Source organism: Streptomyces millisiae, from assembly GCF_031845425.1.
Lineage (GTDB): Bacteria > Actinomycetota > Actinomycetes > Streptomycetales > Streptomycetaceae > Streptomyces > Streptomyces millisiae.
In genome coordinates this window covers 51,183-66,147 of record NZ_JAVREM010000001.1, presented here as the reverse complement: position 1 = coordinate 66,147, position 14,965 = coordinate 51,183, and the positions used below count along the sequence as shown (strand labels likewise).

14 protein-coding genes are annotated in these 14,965 nt (G+C 74.9%); 5 read left to right on the top strand and 9 right to left on the bottom strand.

What is annotated here, in order from left to right; all coding sequences use genetic code 11:
* Positions 1–1,506 carry a MocR-like transcription factor YczR gene (gene yczR, locus RNC47_RS00310; RefSeq protein ID WP_311594509.1) on the bottom strand — a complete coding sequence of 502 codons (1,506 nt, stop codon included), beginning with the start codon at positions 1,504–1,506 and terminating at the stop codon, positions 1–3.
* A 63-nt stretch (positions 1,507–1,569) separates the two neighbouring features.
* Between yczR and yczE the strand changes: the two genes are divergently transcribed.
* Positions 1,570–2,310: a membrane protein YczE gene (gene yczE, locus RNC47_RS00305; RefSeq protein WP_311594508.1), complete on the top strand. Its 741-nt coding sequence runs from the start codon at positions 1,570–1,572 to the stop codon at positions 2,308–2,310.
* Between the two features lie 168 nt (positions 2,311–2,478).
* Positions 2,479–2,853: an RNA polymerase-binding protein RbpA gene (locus RNC47_RS00300; RefSeq protein WP_132818429.1), complete on the top strand. Its 375-nt coding sequence runs from the start codon at positions 2,479–2,481 to the stop codon at positions 2,851–2,853.
* A 171-nt stretch (positions 2,854–3,024) separates the two neighbouring features.
* On the opposite strand, the gene fxsA is transcribed toward RNC47_RS00300, so the two are convergent.
* The 4 genes from fxsA to RNC47_RS00280 form a co-directional block, all read right to left on the bottom strand.
* Positions 3,025–3,621, bottom strand: a complete 597-nt coding sequence (gene fxsA, locus RNC47_RS00295; protein WP_311594505.1) for an FxsA family membrane protein — start codon at positions 3,619–3,621, stop codon at positions 3,025–3,027.
* A gap of 3 nt (positions 3,622–3,624) precedes the next feature.
* Positions 3,625–5,337: an apolipoprotein N-acyltransferase gene (gene lnt, locus RNC47_RS00290; RefSeq protein ID WP_311594504.1), complete on the bottom strand. Its 1,713-nt coding sequence runs from the start codon at positions 5,335–5,337 to the stop codon at positions 3,625–3,627.
* 465 nt (positions 5,338–5,802) lie between these two features.
* On the bottom strand, positions 5,803–7,443 hold the full coding sequence (locus RNC47_RS00285; protein ID WP_311594503.1) for an amidohydrolase: 1,641 nt from the start codon (positions 7,441–7,443) through the stop codon (positions 5,803–5,805).
* Positions 7,444–7,503: 60 nt separating this feature from the next.
* Positions 7,504–7,944, bottom strand: a complete 441-nt coding sequence (locus tag RNC47_RS00280; RefSeq protein ID WP_311594502.1) for an Lrp/AsnC family transcriptional regulator — start codon at positions 7,942–7,944, stop codon at positions 7,504–7,506.
* A gap of 214 nt (positions 7,945–8,158) precedes the next feature.
* On the opposite strand from RNC47_RS00280, the gene RNC47_RS00275 reads away from it, so the two are divergent.
* On the top strand, positions 8,159–8,563 hold the full coding sequence (locus RNC47_RS00275) for a hypothetical protein (protein WP_311594501.1): 405 nt from the start codon (positions 8,159–8,161) through the stop codon (positions 8,561–8,563).
* 7 nt (positions 8,564–8,570) lie between these two features.
* On the opposite strand, the gene RNC47_RS00270 is transcribed toward RNC47_RS00275, so the two are convergent.
* From RNC47_RS00270 to RNC47_RS00260, 3 genes are all read right to left on the bottom strand, one after another.
* Positions 8,571–9,755 (bottom strand): acyl-CoA dehydrogenase family protein, encoded by a 1,185-nt coding sequence (locus tag RNC47_RS00270; protein ID WP_311594500.1) that lies wholly within the window; start codon positions 9,753–9,755, stop codon positions 8,571–8,573.
* 93 nt (positions 9,756–9,848) lie between these two features.
* On the bottom strand, positions 9,849–10,316 hold the full coding sequence (locus RNC47_RS00265; RefSeq protein WP_311594499.1) for a cupin domain-containing protein: 468 nt from the start codon (positions 10,314–10,316) through the stop codon (positions 9,849–9,851).
* Positions 10,313–11,686: a peptidase C39 family protein gene (locus RNC47_RS00260; protein ID WP_311594498.1), complete on the bottom strand. Its 1,374-nt coding sequence runs from the start codon at positions 11,684–11,686 to the stop codon at positions 10,313–10,315. Before RNC47_RS00260 ends, RNC47_RS00265 begins: the two co-directional genes overlap by 4 nt.
* A 182-nt stretch (positions 11,687–11,868) precedes the next feature.
* On the opposite strand from RNC47_RS00260, the gene RNC47_RS00255 reads away from it, so the two are divergent.
* Positions 11,869–12,456 carry a uridine kinase family protein gene (locus tag RNC47_RS00255; RefSeq protein ID WP_311594497.1) on the top strand — a complete coding sequence of 196 codons (588 nt, stop codon included), beginning with the start codon at positions 11,869–11,871 and terminating at the stop codon, positions 12,454–12,456.
* A gap of 51 nt (positions 12,457–12,507) precedes the next feature.
* Complete coding sequence (locus tag RNC47_RS00250; RefSeq protein WP_311594496.1) at positions 12,508–14,385, top strand: AAA family ATPase; 1,878 nt, start codon at positions 12,508–12,510, stop codon at positions 14,383–14,385.
* Positions 14,386–14,441: 56 nt separating this feature from the next.
* Here RNC47_RS00250 and RNC47_RS00245 read toward each other — a convergent pair whose 3' ends face one another.
* On the bottom strand, positions 14,442–14,954 hold the full coding sequence (locus RNC47_RS00245; RefSeq protein WP_311594495.1) for a PH domain-containing protein: 513 nt from the start codon (positions 14,952–14,954) through the stop codon (positions 14,442–14,444).
* Positions 14,955–14,965: the final 11 nt, after the last annotated feature.

The window sequence follows — 14,965 nt, the reverse complement described above, 5'->3', positions numbered from 1 at the left end:
TCAGGTGGTGTAGCCGGCCGGGGTCTGGAGGGCGGGGGTGGTGTCCTCGGCGACCAGGCGGGCCGCGGCGGCCAGCCGGACGGCGGCCTCGGTGGCGAGCGGGCCGCTGACGGTGAACGGCACCCGAACGTAGCCCTCGAACGCGCCGTCCACGCCGAAGCGCGGCCCGGAGGGCACCCGGACGCCGAGCCGCTCCGCCACGTCGGCGACGCGGGACCCGGACAGGCCGCCGGTGCGCACCCACAGCGCGAGGCCGCCGGACGGGACGGTGAACTCCCAGTCCGGCAGGTGCGCGCGGAGCGCGGCCACGACCGCGTCGCGGCTGGCGCGGATCTCGGCGCGGCGCAGGGTCAGGGCCTCCTCCCAGCCGCCCTCGGTCAGCAGCCAGTGCAGCGCGAGCTGCTCCATCACCGGGCTGCCCAGGTCGGCGTAGGCGCGGGCGGCGACCAGGCTGCGGATCACCTCGGGGGCGGCCCGCACCCAGCCGATGCGCAGCCCGGCCCAGAAGCTCTTGCTCGCCGAGCCGACCGTGATCACCGTGGCGCCGCCGTGGTCGAAGGCGCTGACCGGCCGTGGCGGTGGCGCGCCGGGCTCGGTGTCGAGCGCGAGGTCCGCCATGGTCTCGTCGACCACGAGCAGCGTGCCGGCGGCGCGGGCCGCCGCCACCAGCTCGCGGCGCTGCTCCTCGGTGGCCAGCACGCCGGTGGGGTTGTGGAAGTCGGCGACCACGTAGGCCAGGCGTGGCGCGGCCTCCTTCAGGACCCGGCGCCAGAGCGGCAGCTCCCAGCCGGCGAGGCCGTCGGCCATCGGGACCGGCACCAGGCGGGCGCCGGCCTCCCGCAGCAGTTGGAGGACGTTGGCGTAGGACGGGTGCTCCACCGCGACCCGCTCGCCGTGCGCGACGAAGAGCCGGCAGACGGCGCCGACCCCGCCCATGGCGCCGGTGGTGACCATGATCTGCTCCGGCATGGTGGGCACCCCGCGGGCCGTGTAGCGGTCGGCGATGGCCTGCCGCAGCTCGGCGAGCCCGGCCGGGAAGTCCCCGTGGGTCCTGGCGGCCGGCGCCACCGCCGTCAGCGCGGCCTGGAAGGCGCGGGTGAGCCAGGGCTCGGGGGCCGGCAGCGCGGCGCAGCCCAGGTCGATGACGCGACCGGCCGCGTCCGGCGGCAGCGGTTCCAGCGCCCGGCCCGGCAGCGGCCTGCCGGGCGGCACGGCCGTCCAACTGCCGGAGCCCCGGCGCGACTCCAGGAAGCCGTCACCACGCAGCGCCTCGAAGGCGGTGGCCACGGTGGTCCGGCTGACCGCCAACGCCCCGGCCAGCTCCCGCTCGGCGGGCAGCCTGGCGGCGACGGGCACCCGGCCTTCGAGGACCAGCAGCCGGATCCCGTCGGCCAGCGCGCGGTAGGCGGGTTGGCGCCGTGGCCCGGTCGTCGGCTGGTGGCCTTCCCCGGAGTTGAGCAGCCGGGCGAGCTGGCCGGCACCGATGGTCGAGGTCCACTGGGGCACGAAATCAGTCCACCTTTCGGCGATTGGCCATGGTTCACGGGTCCAGTCAGGCCACAGGGTGACATGCACCAGGCCACTCGCGCCAGCGGGATCCGATCGACGGGAGCAGTGTTGAACAAGCGAATACCGCGCCGCCTCCTCCAGCTGTACGGCGGGCTGACGCTCTACGGCGCCAGCATGGCGCTGATGGTGCGGGCCGGGCTGGGGCTCGACCCCTGGGACGTGTTCCACCAGGGGGTGGCGGAGCACACCGGGCTCTCCATCGGCATGGTGGTGAACATCACGGGCGCGCTGGTGCTGCTGCTGTGGATCCCGCTGCGGGAGCGGCCTGGCCTCGGCACGCTCTCCAACGTGCTGCTCATCGGCACCACGATGGACCTGGCGCTGCGGCTGCTTCCCGAGGTGACGGCCCTCGGGGCGCGCGTCCCCCTGATGCTGGGCGCCGTCGTGCTCAATGGCGCCGCCACGGGCCTGTACATCTCGGCCAGGTTCGGCCCCGGGCCCCGGGACGGGCTGATGACCGCGCTACACCGGATCACCGGTCGGTCCATCCGGCTGATGCGCACGGCCCTGGAGGTGACGGTGCTGGTCAGCGGCGTGTTGCTGGGTGGCACGGCCGGGGTGGGCACGGTGGTGTACGCGGTGGCCATCGGCCCGCTGGCCCAGTTCTTCCTGCGGATCTTCGCCATCCGGGAGACGGAATCCGGAATGGATTTCGAGGAGCGGCGCGGGCCGGGTATCCTTCGCCTTCGGTCCCGCCGGATGAGCCGTTACCCCGGGCCATCCTGTGCGGACGCCGGGTGACATCTCCTGTCAGATGTGACAAACCGGACGCCGGTGGGTACAAGAAGGGGCGGTACGACGGGCGACGCATGACCCGCAACGGGAATCTTCACCGCCGACCGGACGTTGACCTGATGATGACGACAGCGACACCTGTCCTGTGGGCGACCAGCCCGGGAGGCACGATTCATGAGTGAGCGAGCTCTTCGCGGCACGCGGCTCGTGGTGACCAGCTACGAGACGGACCGCGGCATTGACCTGGCGCCGCGGCAGGCGGTGGAGTACGCATGCCGGAACGGCCATCGGTTCGAGATGCCGTTCTCGGTGGAGGCCGAGATCCCGCCGGAGTGGGAATGCAAGGTATGCGGCTCTCAGGCCCTGTTGGTGGACGGCGAGGGACCGGAGGAGAAGAAGGCCAAGCCCGCGCGTACGCACTGGGACATGCTGATGGAGCGCCGCACCCGAGAGGAGCTCGAGGAGGTGCTGGCCGAGCGGCTGGCCGTCCTGCGCTCCGGTGCGATGAACATCGCGGTGCATCCGCGCGACAGCCGCAAGACGGCCTAGGGCGCCGGCGCCACTGACGCCCACCACCGAGGCCCACGAGCAGACCAGGGGCACGGGTCACGCGGGTGTGACCCGGCCCTTTTGTCTGCCTTTTGTCTGTTCTCACGGCCGTACCGAGCCGTACTGAATGCCGCGGCCCGCCCCTCGCGAGGGGCGGGCCGCGGCATTCAGTCAGTCGTCCCCGCCGTCCCGCCGCTCGCGGCCCTCGGCCGGGCCCTTGTCCCCCTCGTCCTCCTCGGACACCACCTCGCCCGGCACCACCTTGCCGTCGGGCCGCCGCATTCGCATGCGCTCCTGGGCCGCCCTGGCCTCCTGGAACGCCTCGCCGAGCGGTCCACCGCGCCGGCGCAGGTAGCGGCCCGCGCCCTTGCGCAGCAGCGCCGCCGTGGGCGGGAACAGGCAGAGCAGCCCAACGACGTCCGAGGCGAGCCCCGGCACCATCAGCAGCAGGCCACCCAGCATCGCGAGGCCGTTGCCCCCGCGGTCCTCCGTGGGGGCGCCCTCCGGGCGCATGCTGGCCACGAGACGCTGCCACGCGCGGCTGCCGGCGCGCTTGATCACCAGCGCGCCGAGCAGCACGCCGGCCACCAGGACCAGGAAGACGGTGAGCCCACCGGCCAGCCGGCCGAGCAGGGTGAGCAGATAGATCTCGAGCAGCGCCCAGGCCGCCACGCCGAGAGGCAGCAGCGGCCGCGTCCGCCGCCTGCGAACGGGGCGGACGCTGGTCGCTCCCTGGATGCCGTACGGATTCGGCCTGCCGGTCGTCATGGATCAAGTGTGCCTGGCCTGCGCGCCTTCCCGAAACGCGCCGGCCCGAGCCCGCGCGGCGACACCCCAGGCGACGAGCCCCAGCCCGGCCAGCACCCACTCGGGTGCCGCGCCGACACGGTCCGCGACGGTGCGGTCGTCGCGCAGCGGCAGCTCGGCGGTGAGCACGTCCCTGGTGAACTCCTCGGTTTGTTGCTCTACCCGGCCGTCCGGGGCCACGACGGCGCTGATCCCGCTGGTGGCGGCGGTGACGACGGCCCGACCGTGCTCGACGGCCCGCAGCCTGGACATGGCCAGCTGCTGCTCGGGCTGGCCGGTGTTGCCGTACGTGGCGTTGTTGGTCTGCACGACCAGGGCCCGGGCGCCGTCGTTGACGGTGTCCCTGACGATCCCGTCGTAGGCGACCTCGAAGCAGATGACGTCCCCGAGGCGGGCGGGCCCGACGTCGAGGACGCCGGTGGAGTCCCCGGGGTAGAAGTCGCGCGGCACCCGTTCGAGGCGGGTGATGAAGGTGCTCAACTGCTCGCGGAAGGGCACGTACTCGCCGAACGGCACCGGGTGCTGCTTGGTGTAGGAGGCGCCGGGGCCGGTCTCCGGGTCCCAGACGATGCCCTGGTTCTCGACGTAGCCCTCCCTGGTGGGGTGCTCGACCAGCGCCCCCACCAGGATCGGCACGTCCACGGCCCCGACCGCCCGCTCGATGGCGGCGCGTGCCTCGTCGCTCCGGAACGGGTCGAGGTCGGAGGCGTTTTCCGGCCAGATCACGAGATCGGGCCGCTCGACGCGTCCGGCGTCGATCTCGGCGGCCAGGTCCAGGGTGGCCGCCACGTGGTTGTTGAGGATCAGCATCGGGCGGCCGAGGAAGTCCATGCCCGGCTGCTGCACGTTGCCCTGGACGACCGCGACGGAGACGGTGTCGTCGGCGCCGGTGGGCACGGGCACCGCGTAGCCGGCGACGGCGACCGCCGCCGCCAGGCCGACCGCGCCGAGCGCCGGCAGCCGGGCCCCCGGGGCCCGCTCGGCGGCCTCGGCGACGCGCCGAGCGGCGAGCAGCCGCAGCGCCGCCCAGGCCAGCAGGGCGCCGCTGAGCGCGACGGCGAAGGTGACCAGGGGCGCGCCGCCGAGCGCGGCCAGCGGCGTGAACGGACTGCCGGTGTTGGCGAAGGCCAGGCGGCCCCACGGGAAGCCGCCGAACGGGACGCGGTCCCTGGCCCACTCCTGGGCCACCCACAGGCAGGCGGCCCACAGCGGCCACGCCCGCAGCCGGGAGGTGCGGGCGAGCCCGGCGCCGAGCACCACCACGAACAGCGACTCGACGAGGGCGAGCCCGACCGTGACGTCCCAGCCGATGACCCGCAGCCAGCTCAGCAGCAGGAGGAAGAACGGCCAGCCGAAGGCGAGCCCGAGCCAGGCGCCCTGGCGACCGGTGCGACCGTGGGTGAGGAGGGAGAACGCGGCGACGGCCGCCACCGACAGCGGCCACAGGCCGAACGGCGGGAAGGCGAGCGCCAGTCCGAGTCCGGCCACCGCGGCCGCCACGCCGGCCCGCCAGTGGCGGCGCGCCCCGCCCGCCAGCCTCCGCAACCGGCCCGGGCGACGAGGGGCCGCCGCCGCGCCCGCCCCGGCCCGCGGTGCCTCGCCGGCCGACGGGTCCGCGCCCTCGGGTCCCCCGCCTTCGGTCTCGCTGGCCGTGGTCGCGTCTGGGCCCGATGGCACGGTCGTGGCCTCTCTGCTGAGCGGGCGATGATGAACGACCGTACCCCGAAAGGGCGAACAGCGGCGGATCGGGACCCGGCGCCCTTCGGTCCGACCCGGGACCCGCTGGCTGCGGGTCGACCGAAAGCCGTTGTCTACTGAGCGTCCGGGCCCCGCCCGGGTCGCACCAGCCGGACGGACGAAGCCTTCCGCCCCCGTGCCGCGGACCCGCTGGACCTGGCTCCCGCTGGCGAAGCGCCGGTCCGGCACCCCGCCCTCTGGCCCAGCGGCGTTCGTCGACTGCGCGGAGGAGCGCCGACCGGACGTCCTGTGGTGGACCCGGCCGAACCTACCCTTCGACAACCGCCGCCTGTCAACAGCCCTCTGACCTCGGCGTTTTCCTCAAAGGGCCAGGTCAGTGCGGAGTGGGCGCGGGAGTTCGACAGGCGGAGCGCACGTCGTTCGGCGGTATCCGGGGCCGGTGGATCACTCGTTCAGCCGGTCGTATACCGTGCGGCCGGCGACCACGGTGCGCAGGCACTCGGGCAGCGGCGACCCGGGGGTCAGGTCGGGCAGCCCCGGGGTGCCCGAGCGGGGGTCGGTCGACCAGCGGACGATCCGGCTGTCCGGCGCCTGGACGATCAGCTCACCGGTGCGCCAGATCGCGTAGTCGGCGGGGGCGCCCGGCGCCAGCACGCCGGCGTCGTCGCGGCCGACGGCGCGCCAGCCGCCCCTGGTGTGCGCGGCGAAGCCGGCGCGCACCGAGATCCGGTGCCGCTCGGTGCGGTGGAAGGCGGCGGCCCGCAGGGTGCCCCAGGGATCGAGCGGGGTGACCGGCGCGTCGGAGCCGAAGGCCAGCGGCACGCCGGCCCGCAGCAGGGCGGCGAACGGGTTGAGGGCGGCCGCCCGCTCGGCGCCGAGCCGCCGCGCGTACATGCCGTCCGGGCCGCCCCAGGCGGCGTCGAAGGCGGGCTGCACGGAGGCGGTGAGCGCCAGTTCGGCGAAGTCCTCGACGGCCTGTTCGGTGATGAGCTCCGCGTGTTCGACCCGGTGCCGCAGGGCCCGCACCCGGTCGAGCCCGACGCGCTCGGCCGCCGCCCGCACGCCCGCCACGACCCCGTCGATCGCCGCGTCCCCGATGGCGTGGAAGCCGGCCTGGAGGCCGGCCTCGGTGCAGGCGGCGACGTGGGCCGCCACCTCGTCCACGGTCAGGTGCTCGGCCCCGGTGTGGTCGGCGTCGGCGTAGGGCGCGTGCAGGTGCGCGGTGTGCGAGCCGAGGGAGCCGTCGACGAACAGGTCGCCGCCGGCGCCCACCGCGCCGAGCTCGCGGACCGCCTCGGCCTCCTTGACGCCGGTGACCAGCGCGCCCCAGTAGCCGAAGACCCGCGGCCCCGGCTCGGCTTCGGCCAGCGCGAGCAGCCCGGTGAGGTCGTCCTCGCTGGAGATGTCGGGGCCGCCGCACTCGTGCAGCGAGCCGATGCCGAGCGACGCGGCGCGGCGCAGCGCGGCCCGCTGGGCGGCCGTGCGCTGCTCGGCGGTGACGGTGGCGTGCGCGGCGCGCCGGGCGGCGTGGTGGGCGTCGGTGGTGAGCGGCCCCTCGGGGGCGTAGCCGCGCAGCGTGGTGATCCCCGGCACCCGGTCGAGCAGCGCGGTGGTGACGAGCGCGGAGTGCACGTCGACGCGGCTGAGGTAGAGGGGACGGCCGCCGGCGGCCTCGTCGAGCTCGGCGCGGGTGGGGGTCCTGCGCTCGGGCCAGCGGGTGGCGTCCCAGCCGTGGCCGAGGAGCACGCCGCCGGGCGGGGTGGCCGCCGCGTGGGCGCGGATCAGGGCGAGGGCGGCCGGCAGGTCGGCGGCCGGGGCCAGGTCGAGTCCGGTGAGGGCGAGGCCGGTGGCGGTGGCGTGCGTGTGCGCGTCGGTGAACGCGGGGGTGACCAGCGCCCCGTCGAGGTCCACGATCTCGTCGGCGGTGGCGGCCAGTGAGTCGGCGGCGCTCTCCGAGCCGATCCAGGCGATGCGGTCCCCCTGGACGGCCATGGCCGTGGCGAAGGGGTCGGCCGGGCTGTGGACCTCGCCGCGGCGCAGCAGGACGGTGCGCGGCGGCCGGTGTGGGGCGGTGCTTTCGGTCATGCCCCTAGTCTTCCGGCTCCCGGGCGCCGACGCTGGCCCGGGGTGCCGGGGGCGGGCCGCTCAGACCCGCGGCGGGCGCGCCTCGTAGGGGGTGGAGAGGACGACGGTGGTGCGGGTCGAGACGCCGGCCAGCGAGCGGATGCGGGCCAGCAGGTGTTCGAGGTCGGCGGGGGCGGCCACCCGGACCTTGAGGATGTAGTTCTCGTCGCCCGCCACGCTGTGGCACGCCTCGATCTCGGCGACGCCGGCGAGGCGCTCGGCGATGTCGTCGGGGGCGCTGGGGTCGAAGGGTTTCACCGAGATGAAGGCCGTGAGCGGCAGGCCGACGGCCTCGGGCGAGACGATCGCCGCGTAGCCGCGGATGACGCCGCGCTGTTCGAGGCGGCGTACCCGCTGGTGGACCGCCGAGGTGGAAAGGCCGGTGGCCTTGCCCAGGTCGGTGTAGCTCATCCGCCCGTCCTTGACGAGCAGTTCCACAATGCGCCGGTCAAGTTCCTCCACGGTCCCGTAACCTACCCGGAACGGCGCCCGCCCGGAGACGCGCGACGCTCGGGGTGCCAAAGGGGGCGCGTGACGGGCCACAGTTTCACAACACTTGTGTGACGAACGACACAAAGGGCCGCCCACCTGCGGTTCGCCTGCACGATTATTCGTCGAACGGCGCGGGAAGTGCTTGCTGTGGCCAACGCCACTGCGCCGTCCTAGGGGGATGTACATGCGCTCAGTGAAGCCACTCCGTTCCGAACCGGCCGGCGGACTGCCGGAGTTCGAGGACGACGACCAGGACTACGGGGAGGAACCGGCGGACGTCGAGCTGTACCGCGTCGTCTGCCCCGACTGCTCGCGGCCCATCGCCCTCGGGGGTCTGGGCGAGCCGCTGCCGCAGCACGCGCTCTGCCCGACGCCGTGGAACCCGTTCGGGCTGACCATCTGCCCCGGCTCGGGGCGCCTCGCCGACGAGGACGGGCTGACGCCCCTGCCGCTCACGACGCTCCTCCCCGAGAGCGCCGCCGACGCGGCGCTCCCCGAGGGCCTCGACTGGCGGCTCCAGCCGTTCTCCCACGCCTCGGGGCCCGGTGTCCGCCCGGCCGCCGTGCCGCCGCTGGAGCGGGCCGCCTGACGAGAGGTCAGCGCTGCTCGGGACCGACCAGATGGCGGGCGATGACCGCCCGCTGGATCTGGTTGGTGCCCTCCACGATCTGCAGCACCTTGGCCTCGCGCAGATAGCGCTCGACCGGGAAGTCCGCCGTGTAGCCGTAGCCGCCGAGCAGCTGCACGGCGTCGGTCGTGACCCGCATGGCCATGTCCGTGCAGAACAGCTTGGCCATGGCGGCCTGTTGGCCGAACGGCTCGCCGGCGTCCCGCAGGCGGGCCGCGGCCAGGTAGAGAGCCCGGCCGGCCTCGATCTGGGTGGCCATGTCGGCCAGCATGAAGCGGAGCCCCTGGAAGTCGGCGACCGGCCGGCCGAACTGGCGGCGCCCCGTGGTGAAGGCCAGCGCCTCGTCCAACGCCGCCTGTGCCACGCCCACGGCGCAGGCGGCGATGCCCAGCCGCCCCGAGTCCAGGGCGGCCATGGCGATGGCGAAGCCCTGCCCCTCCTCGCCGATGCGGCGCGCGTCCGCGACGCGCACCTCGTCGAAGTGCAGCTGGGCGGTGGGCGATCCGCCCATGCCCATCTTCCGCTCGGGAGCCGCGGCGGTGAGCCCGCGGGCCCCGCCGGGCACCAGGAAGGCCGTGACGCCGCGCGGTCCCTCGCCGCCGGTGCGCGCCAGCACGGTGTAGAAGTCGGCGATCCCGCCGTGGGTGATCCACGCCTTGGTGCCGGAGAGCACCCACTCGTCCCCCTCGCGCCGGGCGCGGGTGCGCAGCCCCGCCGCGTCGGACCCGGACTGCGGCTCGGAGAGGCAGTAGGCGCCCAGCAGCCCGCCGCCCAGCATCTGCGGCAGGTGCCAGGCGCGCTGCTCGTCGGTGCCGAACGCGGCCAGCGCGTGGCAGGCGAGGGTGTGCACGCTGACGCCGAGGCCCACGGTCAGCCGGGCCGCGCCGAGCTCCTCCAGCACCTGGAGGTAGACCTCGTACGGCTGGTCGCCGCCGCCGAACCGCTCCGGGTAGGGCAGCGCCAGCAGCCCGGTGGCGGAGAGCCGGGAGAAGAGCTCACGGGGGAAGGTCCCCGCCGCCTCCTCCTCGGCGGCCACCGGCCTGATCTCCCGTCGGATCAGGTCCCTGACGAGGCCGAGCAGGTCGTGGGACTCGGGGGCGGGCATCCGGCGTGGCACCGGCGCCGGCGCCACGGGCGGTTGGGCGAGCGTCATCGCGCTTCCTCCTGCGAGTGGTCGGCAGGTGACGCGGAGGTGTCGCCGGGTCTCGGCGGCCCGCGTCGGGGACGGCGGTGAGGGGATCGGTGGTCAGCGGGCCTCGCAGCCCGGGTCCTCGGCGTCGACCGCCAGTGGGCTCCCCTCGGGTACGAGGTAGGTCGCGTAGAGAACGACCGGCTCGCTCCCGAGGTTGCGCCCGATGTGCACGTGGTCGGCCCCGGCGGGCTCGAGGACGGCGTCCCCGGCCGTCGACACCTCGACCGCGCAGCCGTCGACGACGCGGGTCAGCGTGCCGGAGGCGACGACGGCCAGCAGCCCGCCCGGGTGGTAGTGCCAACCGGTGGAGCCGCCGGGCTCGATGGTGATCACCCGCATGGTGACGTCGGTGGCCCCCCGGGTGCGCAGGTCGAGCGCCCCGGCCGAGGTGCCGGTGGCCAGGGTCTCGGCGGTCACCCCCTCGCCGGGCGTGGCCGCGGCCCCGCCCGGCACCAGGGTCAGGGCCGCCACGCCGAGGGCGGCGAGCCGGAGCCGCGCCCGCCGCCCGCGGTCGGCCGTCACCTGACGCCGACGGCGGCCAGCGCGTGCCGTTGGGCGGCCGTGGGCGTGGTCGGGAAGTAGAGGTAGCAGACGCCGCCCGAGCCGCTGCGCACGACGCCGTTGGCGTCGTAGCGCTTGGTGCGCAGCCAGACGTTCTCGAACTGCCGCCGCCGGTAGACCCGGCGCACGCCGGCGTTGTCGTCGGCGTTGGGGTCGTTGGCGATGACGTCGCCCTCCGCGGTGAAGCCGATCACCGTCATCAGGTGGCCCGAGGTGCCGTAGCCGACGCCGTCGAGGTCGCTGGCGATGAAGGACTGGGACGTTATCACCGGGATGCCGGCCGCGATCAGCCGCTCGGCGCCGTCGAGCGTGGCGATCCTGGTGACCACGCCCTGCATGTCCGGGTAGGTGGCCGCGTAGGCGGCGTTGAACGGCCAGTTGCCGCAGCCGCCGTACTGGTAGTCGTAGGTGAAGCGGGCCGCGTGGCAGACCTGCGGGTCGCTGAAGTCGGGGTCCACCCAGGCCAGTTGCTCGGCCGTGGGGCGGCGGCCCCAGGACTCGATGATCATCTGCGATGAGGTGGGGCTGCACCAGGCCTGTCCGCCGTTGTCGTACTCCGGGTACCGGCCGATGTGGACGTTCTGCGAGTAGCTCGGCACGGTCAGCTCGACGCCGGCGGCCACGCCCGGGGTGGTGGCGGGGACCTCGAAGCGGTCCGGGACCGCGGAGGTCATGGCGCCCACCCGCCAGACGGTCGGGGCCGCGCCGCCGGGCGTCCGGTAGAGGGTCAGCCGCAGCCGGTAGGAGACGAGCCGCAGCCCGCTGGCCGCGTCGTCGATGGCGAGGGTGTCGGTCCAGACGGTGGACTTGCCGTCCTCCTGGTCGTCGACCGAGGTGCGGCGGATGTCGCCGTCGCCGGAGGCCCAGACGCCCAGGGTGTACCAGGGGCTGGTGGTGCCGTCCGAGTAGGTGGCGAGCACCTCGACGCGGATGAAGGTGCCGGCCGGGGTGCGCGCGTTCCACGAGGCGATGAGCTCGGTGGCCGGGGTGGCCGCGCGGTGCGTGGGCGACAGCCAGGTGGCGTACTCGTAGGCCCTGGTGGTGCCGGTGTGCGGGTCGGCGTAGTCGACGGTGCCACGGGCCTGGCGGAGCACCACACCGGCGCGCCCAGTGGTCACCACCCCGACGCCCTGGGCGGTGCCCGAGGCCCAGTCGGCGGCCGAGACCCAGCCCCGGTACTCGATCCCCGACTCGGGGTCGGCGCGGCGGCCGCCACGGGCGGGGGTCGCGGGCGTGGTGGCGGTCGCGGAGCCGGCGGCGAGGCTGGCGGTGGTACCGACGGCCGCGGCGACGGCGGCGGCGAGAACGGTTCGGCGTGGCGTGGTGGTCACGGTGCTTGTCTCCCGGGGTCGTCTCCGAACGTGTGCGGAACGCAGCGACTCAGGCGCGGCAGGTCACCACTATCCCGGCTGCGCGACGTGACGGCCAGTCATTCCCCGCGAACGCGCGGAAACAATATTGGTGTCGACCTGTGACGCCGACCGGCCGGCCCGGCTTCGTTAGGCTCTTCGTGATGTTCTCCCCCGTCTCCCCCGCCCGCGACGGGCTCGCCGGGCTGCCGGCCAGGCTGCGGGCCCTGCCGCCGAGCTGCGGTCCGGTGCGGCTGGTCGCGATCGACGGGCACGCCGGCTCCGGCAAGAGCACCCTGGCCGGCCGGCTCTCCGCCGCGCTCGACGGGGCGCCGGTGGTGCGCCTCGACGACCTCGCCAGCCACGACGCGTTCTTCGACTGGACGGACCGGCTGACCGCCGGGGTGCTGGACCCGCTCGCGCGCGGTGAGCCGGCCGAGTACCCGGCCTACGACTGGGAACGCCGTGCCTTCGCCCGCACGGTGTCCGTCCCGCCGGCGCCCGTGGTGCTCCTGGAGGGGGTGGGCGCGGGCCGGTCGGCGCTGCGGCCCCGCCTGGCGTTCCTCGTCTGGCTCGCGGTGCCCGCCGAGACCGCCTGGGCGCGCGGGCGGCGCCGCGACGGTCCCGAACAGGCCGGATTCTGGCGGGAATGGGTCGCGGCGGAGCGGCGGCACTTCGCCGAAGATCCCTCCAGGCCCCATGCGGATATCCTGATGACACCGAGGGGTGACACCTATGAAGCCCGCGCGTGAGGCCCTCCGGGCTCCGGGGGCAGGCAGCGGTAACCCGTTGTGGGGGTCGTCATGAACGCTGGCACACGCGGCGCGCACGGACCGCCGAGCGGGGCGGACCTGGCCTGGCTGCGGGGGGTCGACGCCTACGCGGCGGCGGCCTACCCCGAGGCCGAGGAGGAGTTCAGGGCGGCGGTCCGCGAGGACCCGGGGATGGCGGACGCCTGGCTCGGGCTGCACGCGCTGCGCACCGACGTGCCGGCCGCGCTGCGGCAGATGTTCCGCAACCGGAGCCGCTTCGGCGAGCAACGCGCCCGCCACGGGCGCCCGTTGAGCTCCTGGTACTGGCTCGGCTGGTGGGTGCAGCCGGTGCTCGAGACCGAGCGGGACCTGCTGCTCGCCCACGCCTCGCACCTCCTCGACGGCCGCCGGCTGGCCGAGTTGGACCGGGCGCTCGCCCAGTGCCCGGCGCCGGAGAGCGATCCGCACGCGCGGTTCCTGCACGCCTGCCGGTGCTATCTCTCGAAGGACTGGGAGGGGCTCTACCGGTACACGGCCAACCTCACCGAGGATCCCCAACTGGGCGTGGAGGCCGGCCTCTTCGCGGGCATGGCGCGGGTCAGGCTGGAGATGTACGACCAGGCGGAGCCGCTGCTCGCGGCGGCGCTGATGCGCTGCCGCAGCGAGCAGCCGCAGCGCAAGGAGCTGCGCTACTGGCTGGCGCGGGCCAGGGAGGGCAGCGGGCGCAGCGCGGCGGCCATACCGCTGTACCGGGCGGTGCACGAGGCCGACCCGGAGTTCATGGACACCGCGGTGCGGCTGACCGCGCTCGGCGTGGAGGATCCGGAGGCGGCCCACTTCACGGGGTCCTCGGGCGAGGTGCTCACCGGTCCCCTGCCGGCCGGCCTGCGCGGCGCCATGGAAGCGCTCCAGGAGGAGGGCGGGCTCGGCCGGCGGATTCCGTCACCCACGGCGCCGGCCGGGGGGCCTCGTCCGGCGGGGTCCGTCGCCTGGCCGGGCCCGGCGGGCCACGCGCACGCCGGTCAGGGCGCGGTCACGGCCGGGGCGCCGCCGGCGCCGGACCCGACGCTGCTGGCCAGCACGCTGGCCGAGCTCGACCGGATGGTGGGTCTCGAGCCGGTGAAGGAGCAGGTGCGGGCGATGTCGGCGCAGCTGCGGATGGCGCGGCTGCGCTCCGGGCAGGGCCTGCCGGTGCAGCCCCCGAAGCGGCACTTCGTGTTCTCGGGGCCGTCCGGCACCGGCAAGACGACGGTGGCCAGGATCCTGGGCCGGGTCTTCCACGCGCTGGGCTTACTCAGCCACGACCGGCTGGTGGAGGCGCAGCGGGCCGACCTGGTCGGGGAGTTCCTCGGGCAGACGGCGGTGAAGGCCAACCGTCTGATCGACTCGGCGCTCGGCGGGGTGCTGTTCATCGACGAGGCGTACAGCCTGGTCCACACCGGTTACAGCAAGGGGGACGCCTACGGCGACGAGGCCCTGCAGGTGCTCTTGAAGCGCGCGGAGGACAGCCGGGAGCACCTGGTGGTGATCCTCGCGGGCTATCCGGCCGGCATGGACCGGCTGTTGGCGGCCAATCCGGGGCTCGGCTCGCGGTTCGCCGCCCGGATCGAGTTCCCCAGCTACTCGCCCGAGGAGCTCACGGCCATCGGCGAGCTGCTGGCCGCCGAGCAGGGGGACGGGTGGGACCCGGAGGCGCTGGACGAGCTGCGCAGCATCTCCCGGCACGTGGTGGGCGAGGGATGGATCGACGAGCTGGGCAACGGCCGCTTCCTGCGCACGCTCTACGAGTCGGCCTGCGCCTTCCGGGACGTCCGGCTGTCGGAGTCGGGGGCGGCGCCGACCCGGCAGGAGCTGGCGACGCTGCGGCTCCCGGACCTGATGCAGGCCTACGGCGAGGTGCTGTCGTCCCGCGGGATCCCGCGGGACTGACGGGCGGTTCGGCGGTTCTGCGGATCGACGGTCGGCAGTCGGCGGTTCGGAGCGCCTCAGCGGCCGGCGGTGCCGTCGGCCTCGGCGCTCGCGGTGCCGTGCGCCTCGGCGAGTGCGCGGAGCGCGCGGGCGTCGGCCAGCGCGCGCTGCTTGGAGACGCCGGGCTGGATGGCCATCACGGCGAGCACGGTGCCGTCGGCGAGGTCGAGCGAGACCCACGGGTCGCCCGGCCTGAGGGTGACCCGCACCACCTGGGCCCAGGCGAGCCGCCGCCTGGTGGTGAGGTTGACGACGGTGAGGCCCTCGGCGTCGGCGGTGACCTTGGGGCGGCTGAGCAGGGCCGTCAGCCCGAACACCGCGACGCCGCAGCCGGCGAGGGTGAGGCGGTCGCTGAGCGTGCCGGTGGCCGTGAGCCCCTCGGGAAGCACCACGGCGATCAGCGACAGCACGCCGAGCACCACCGAGCCGATGGTCAGCAGCACGAGCCTGGTGAGCACCGGCCGGTAGGTGACGGGAAGCGTGGGCAGCGGCAGCGGCTGTGTGCGGCCCGTGGTGGTCTCGCTGGTCATCCTGCCCTCCC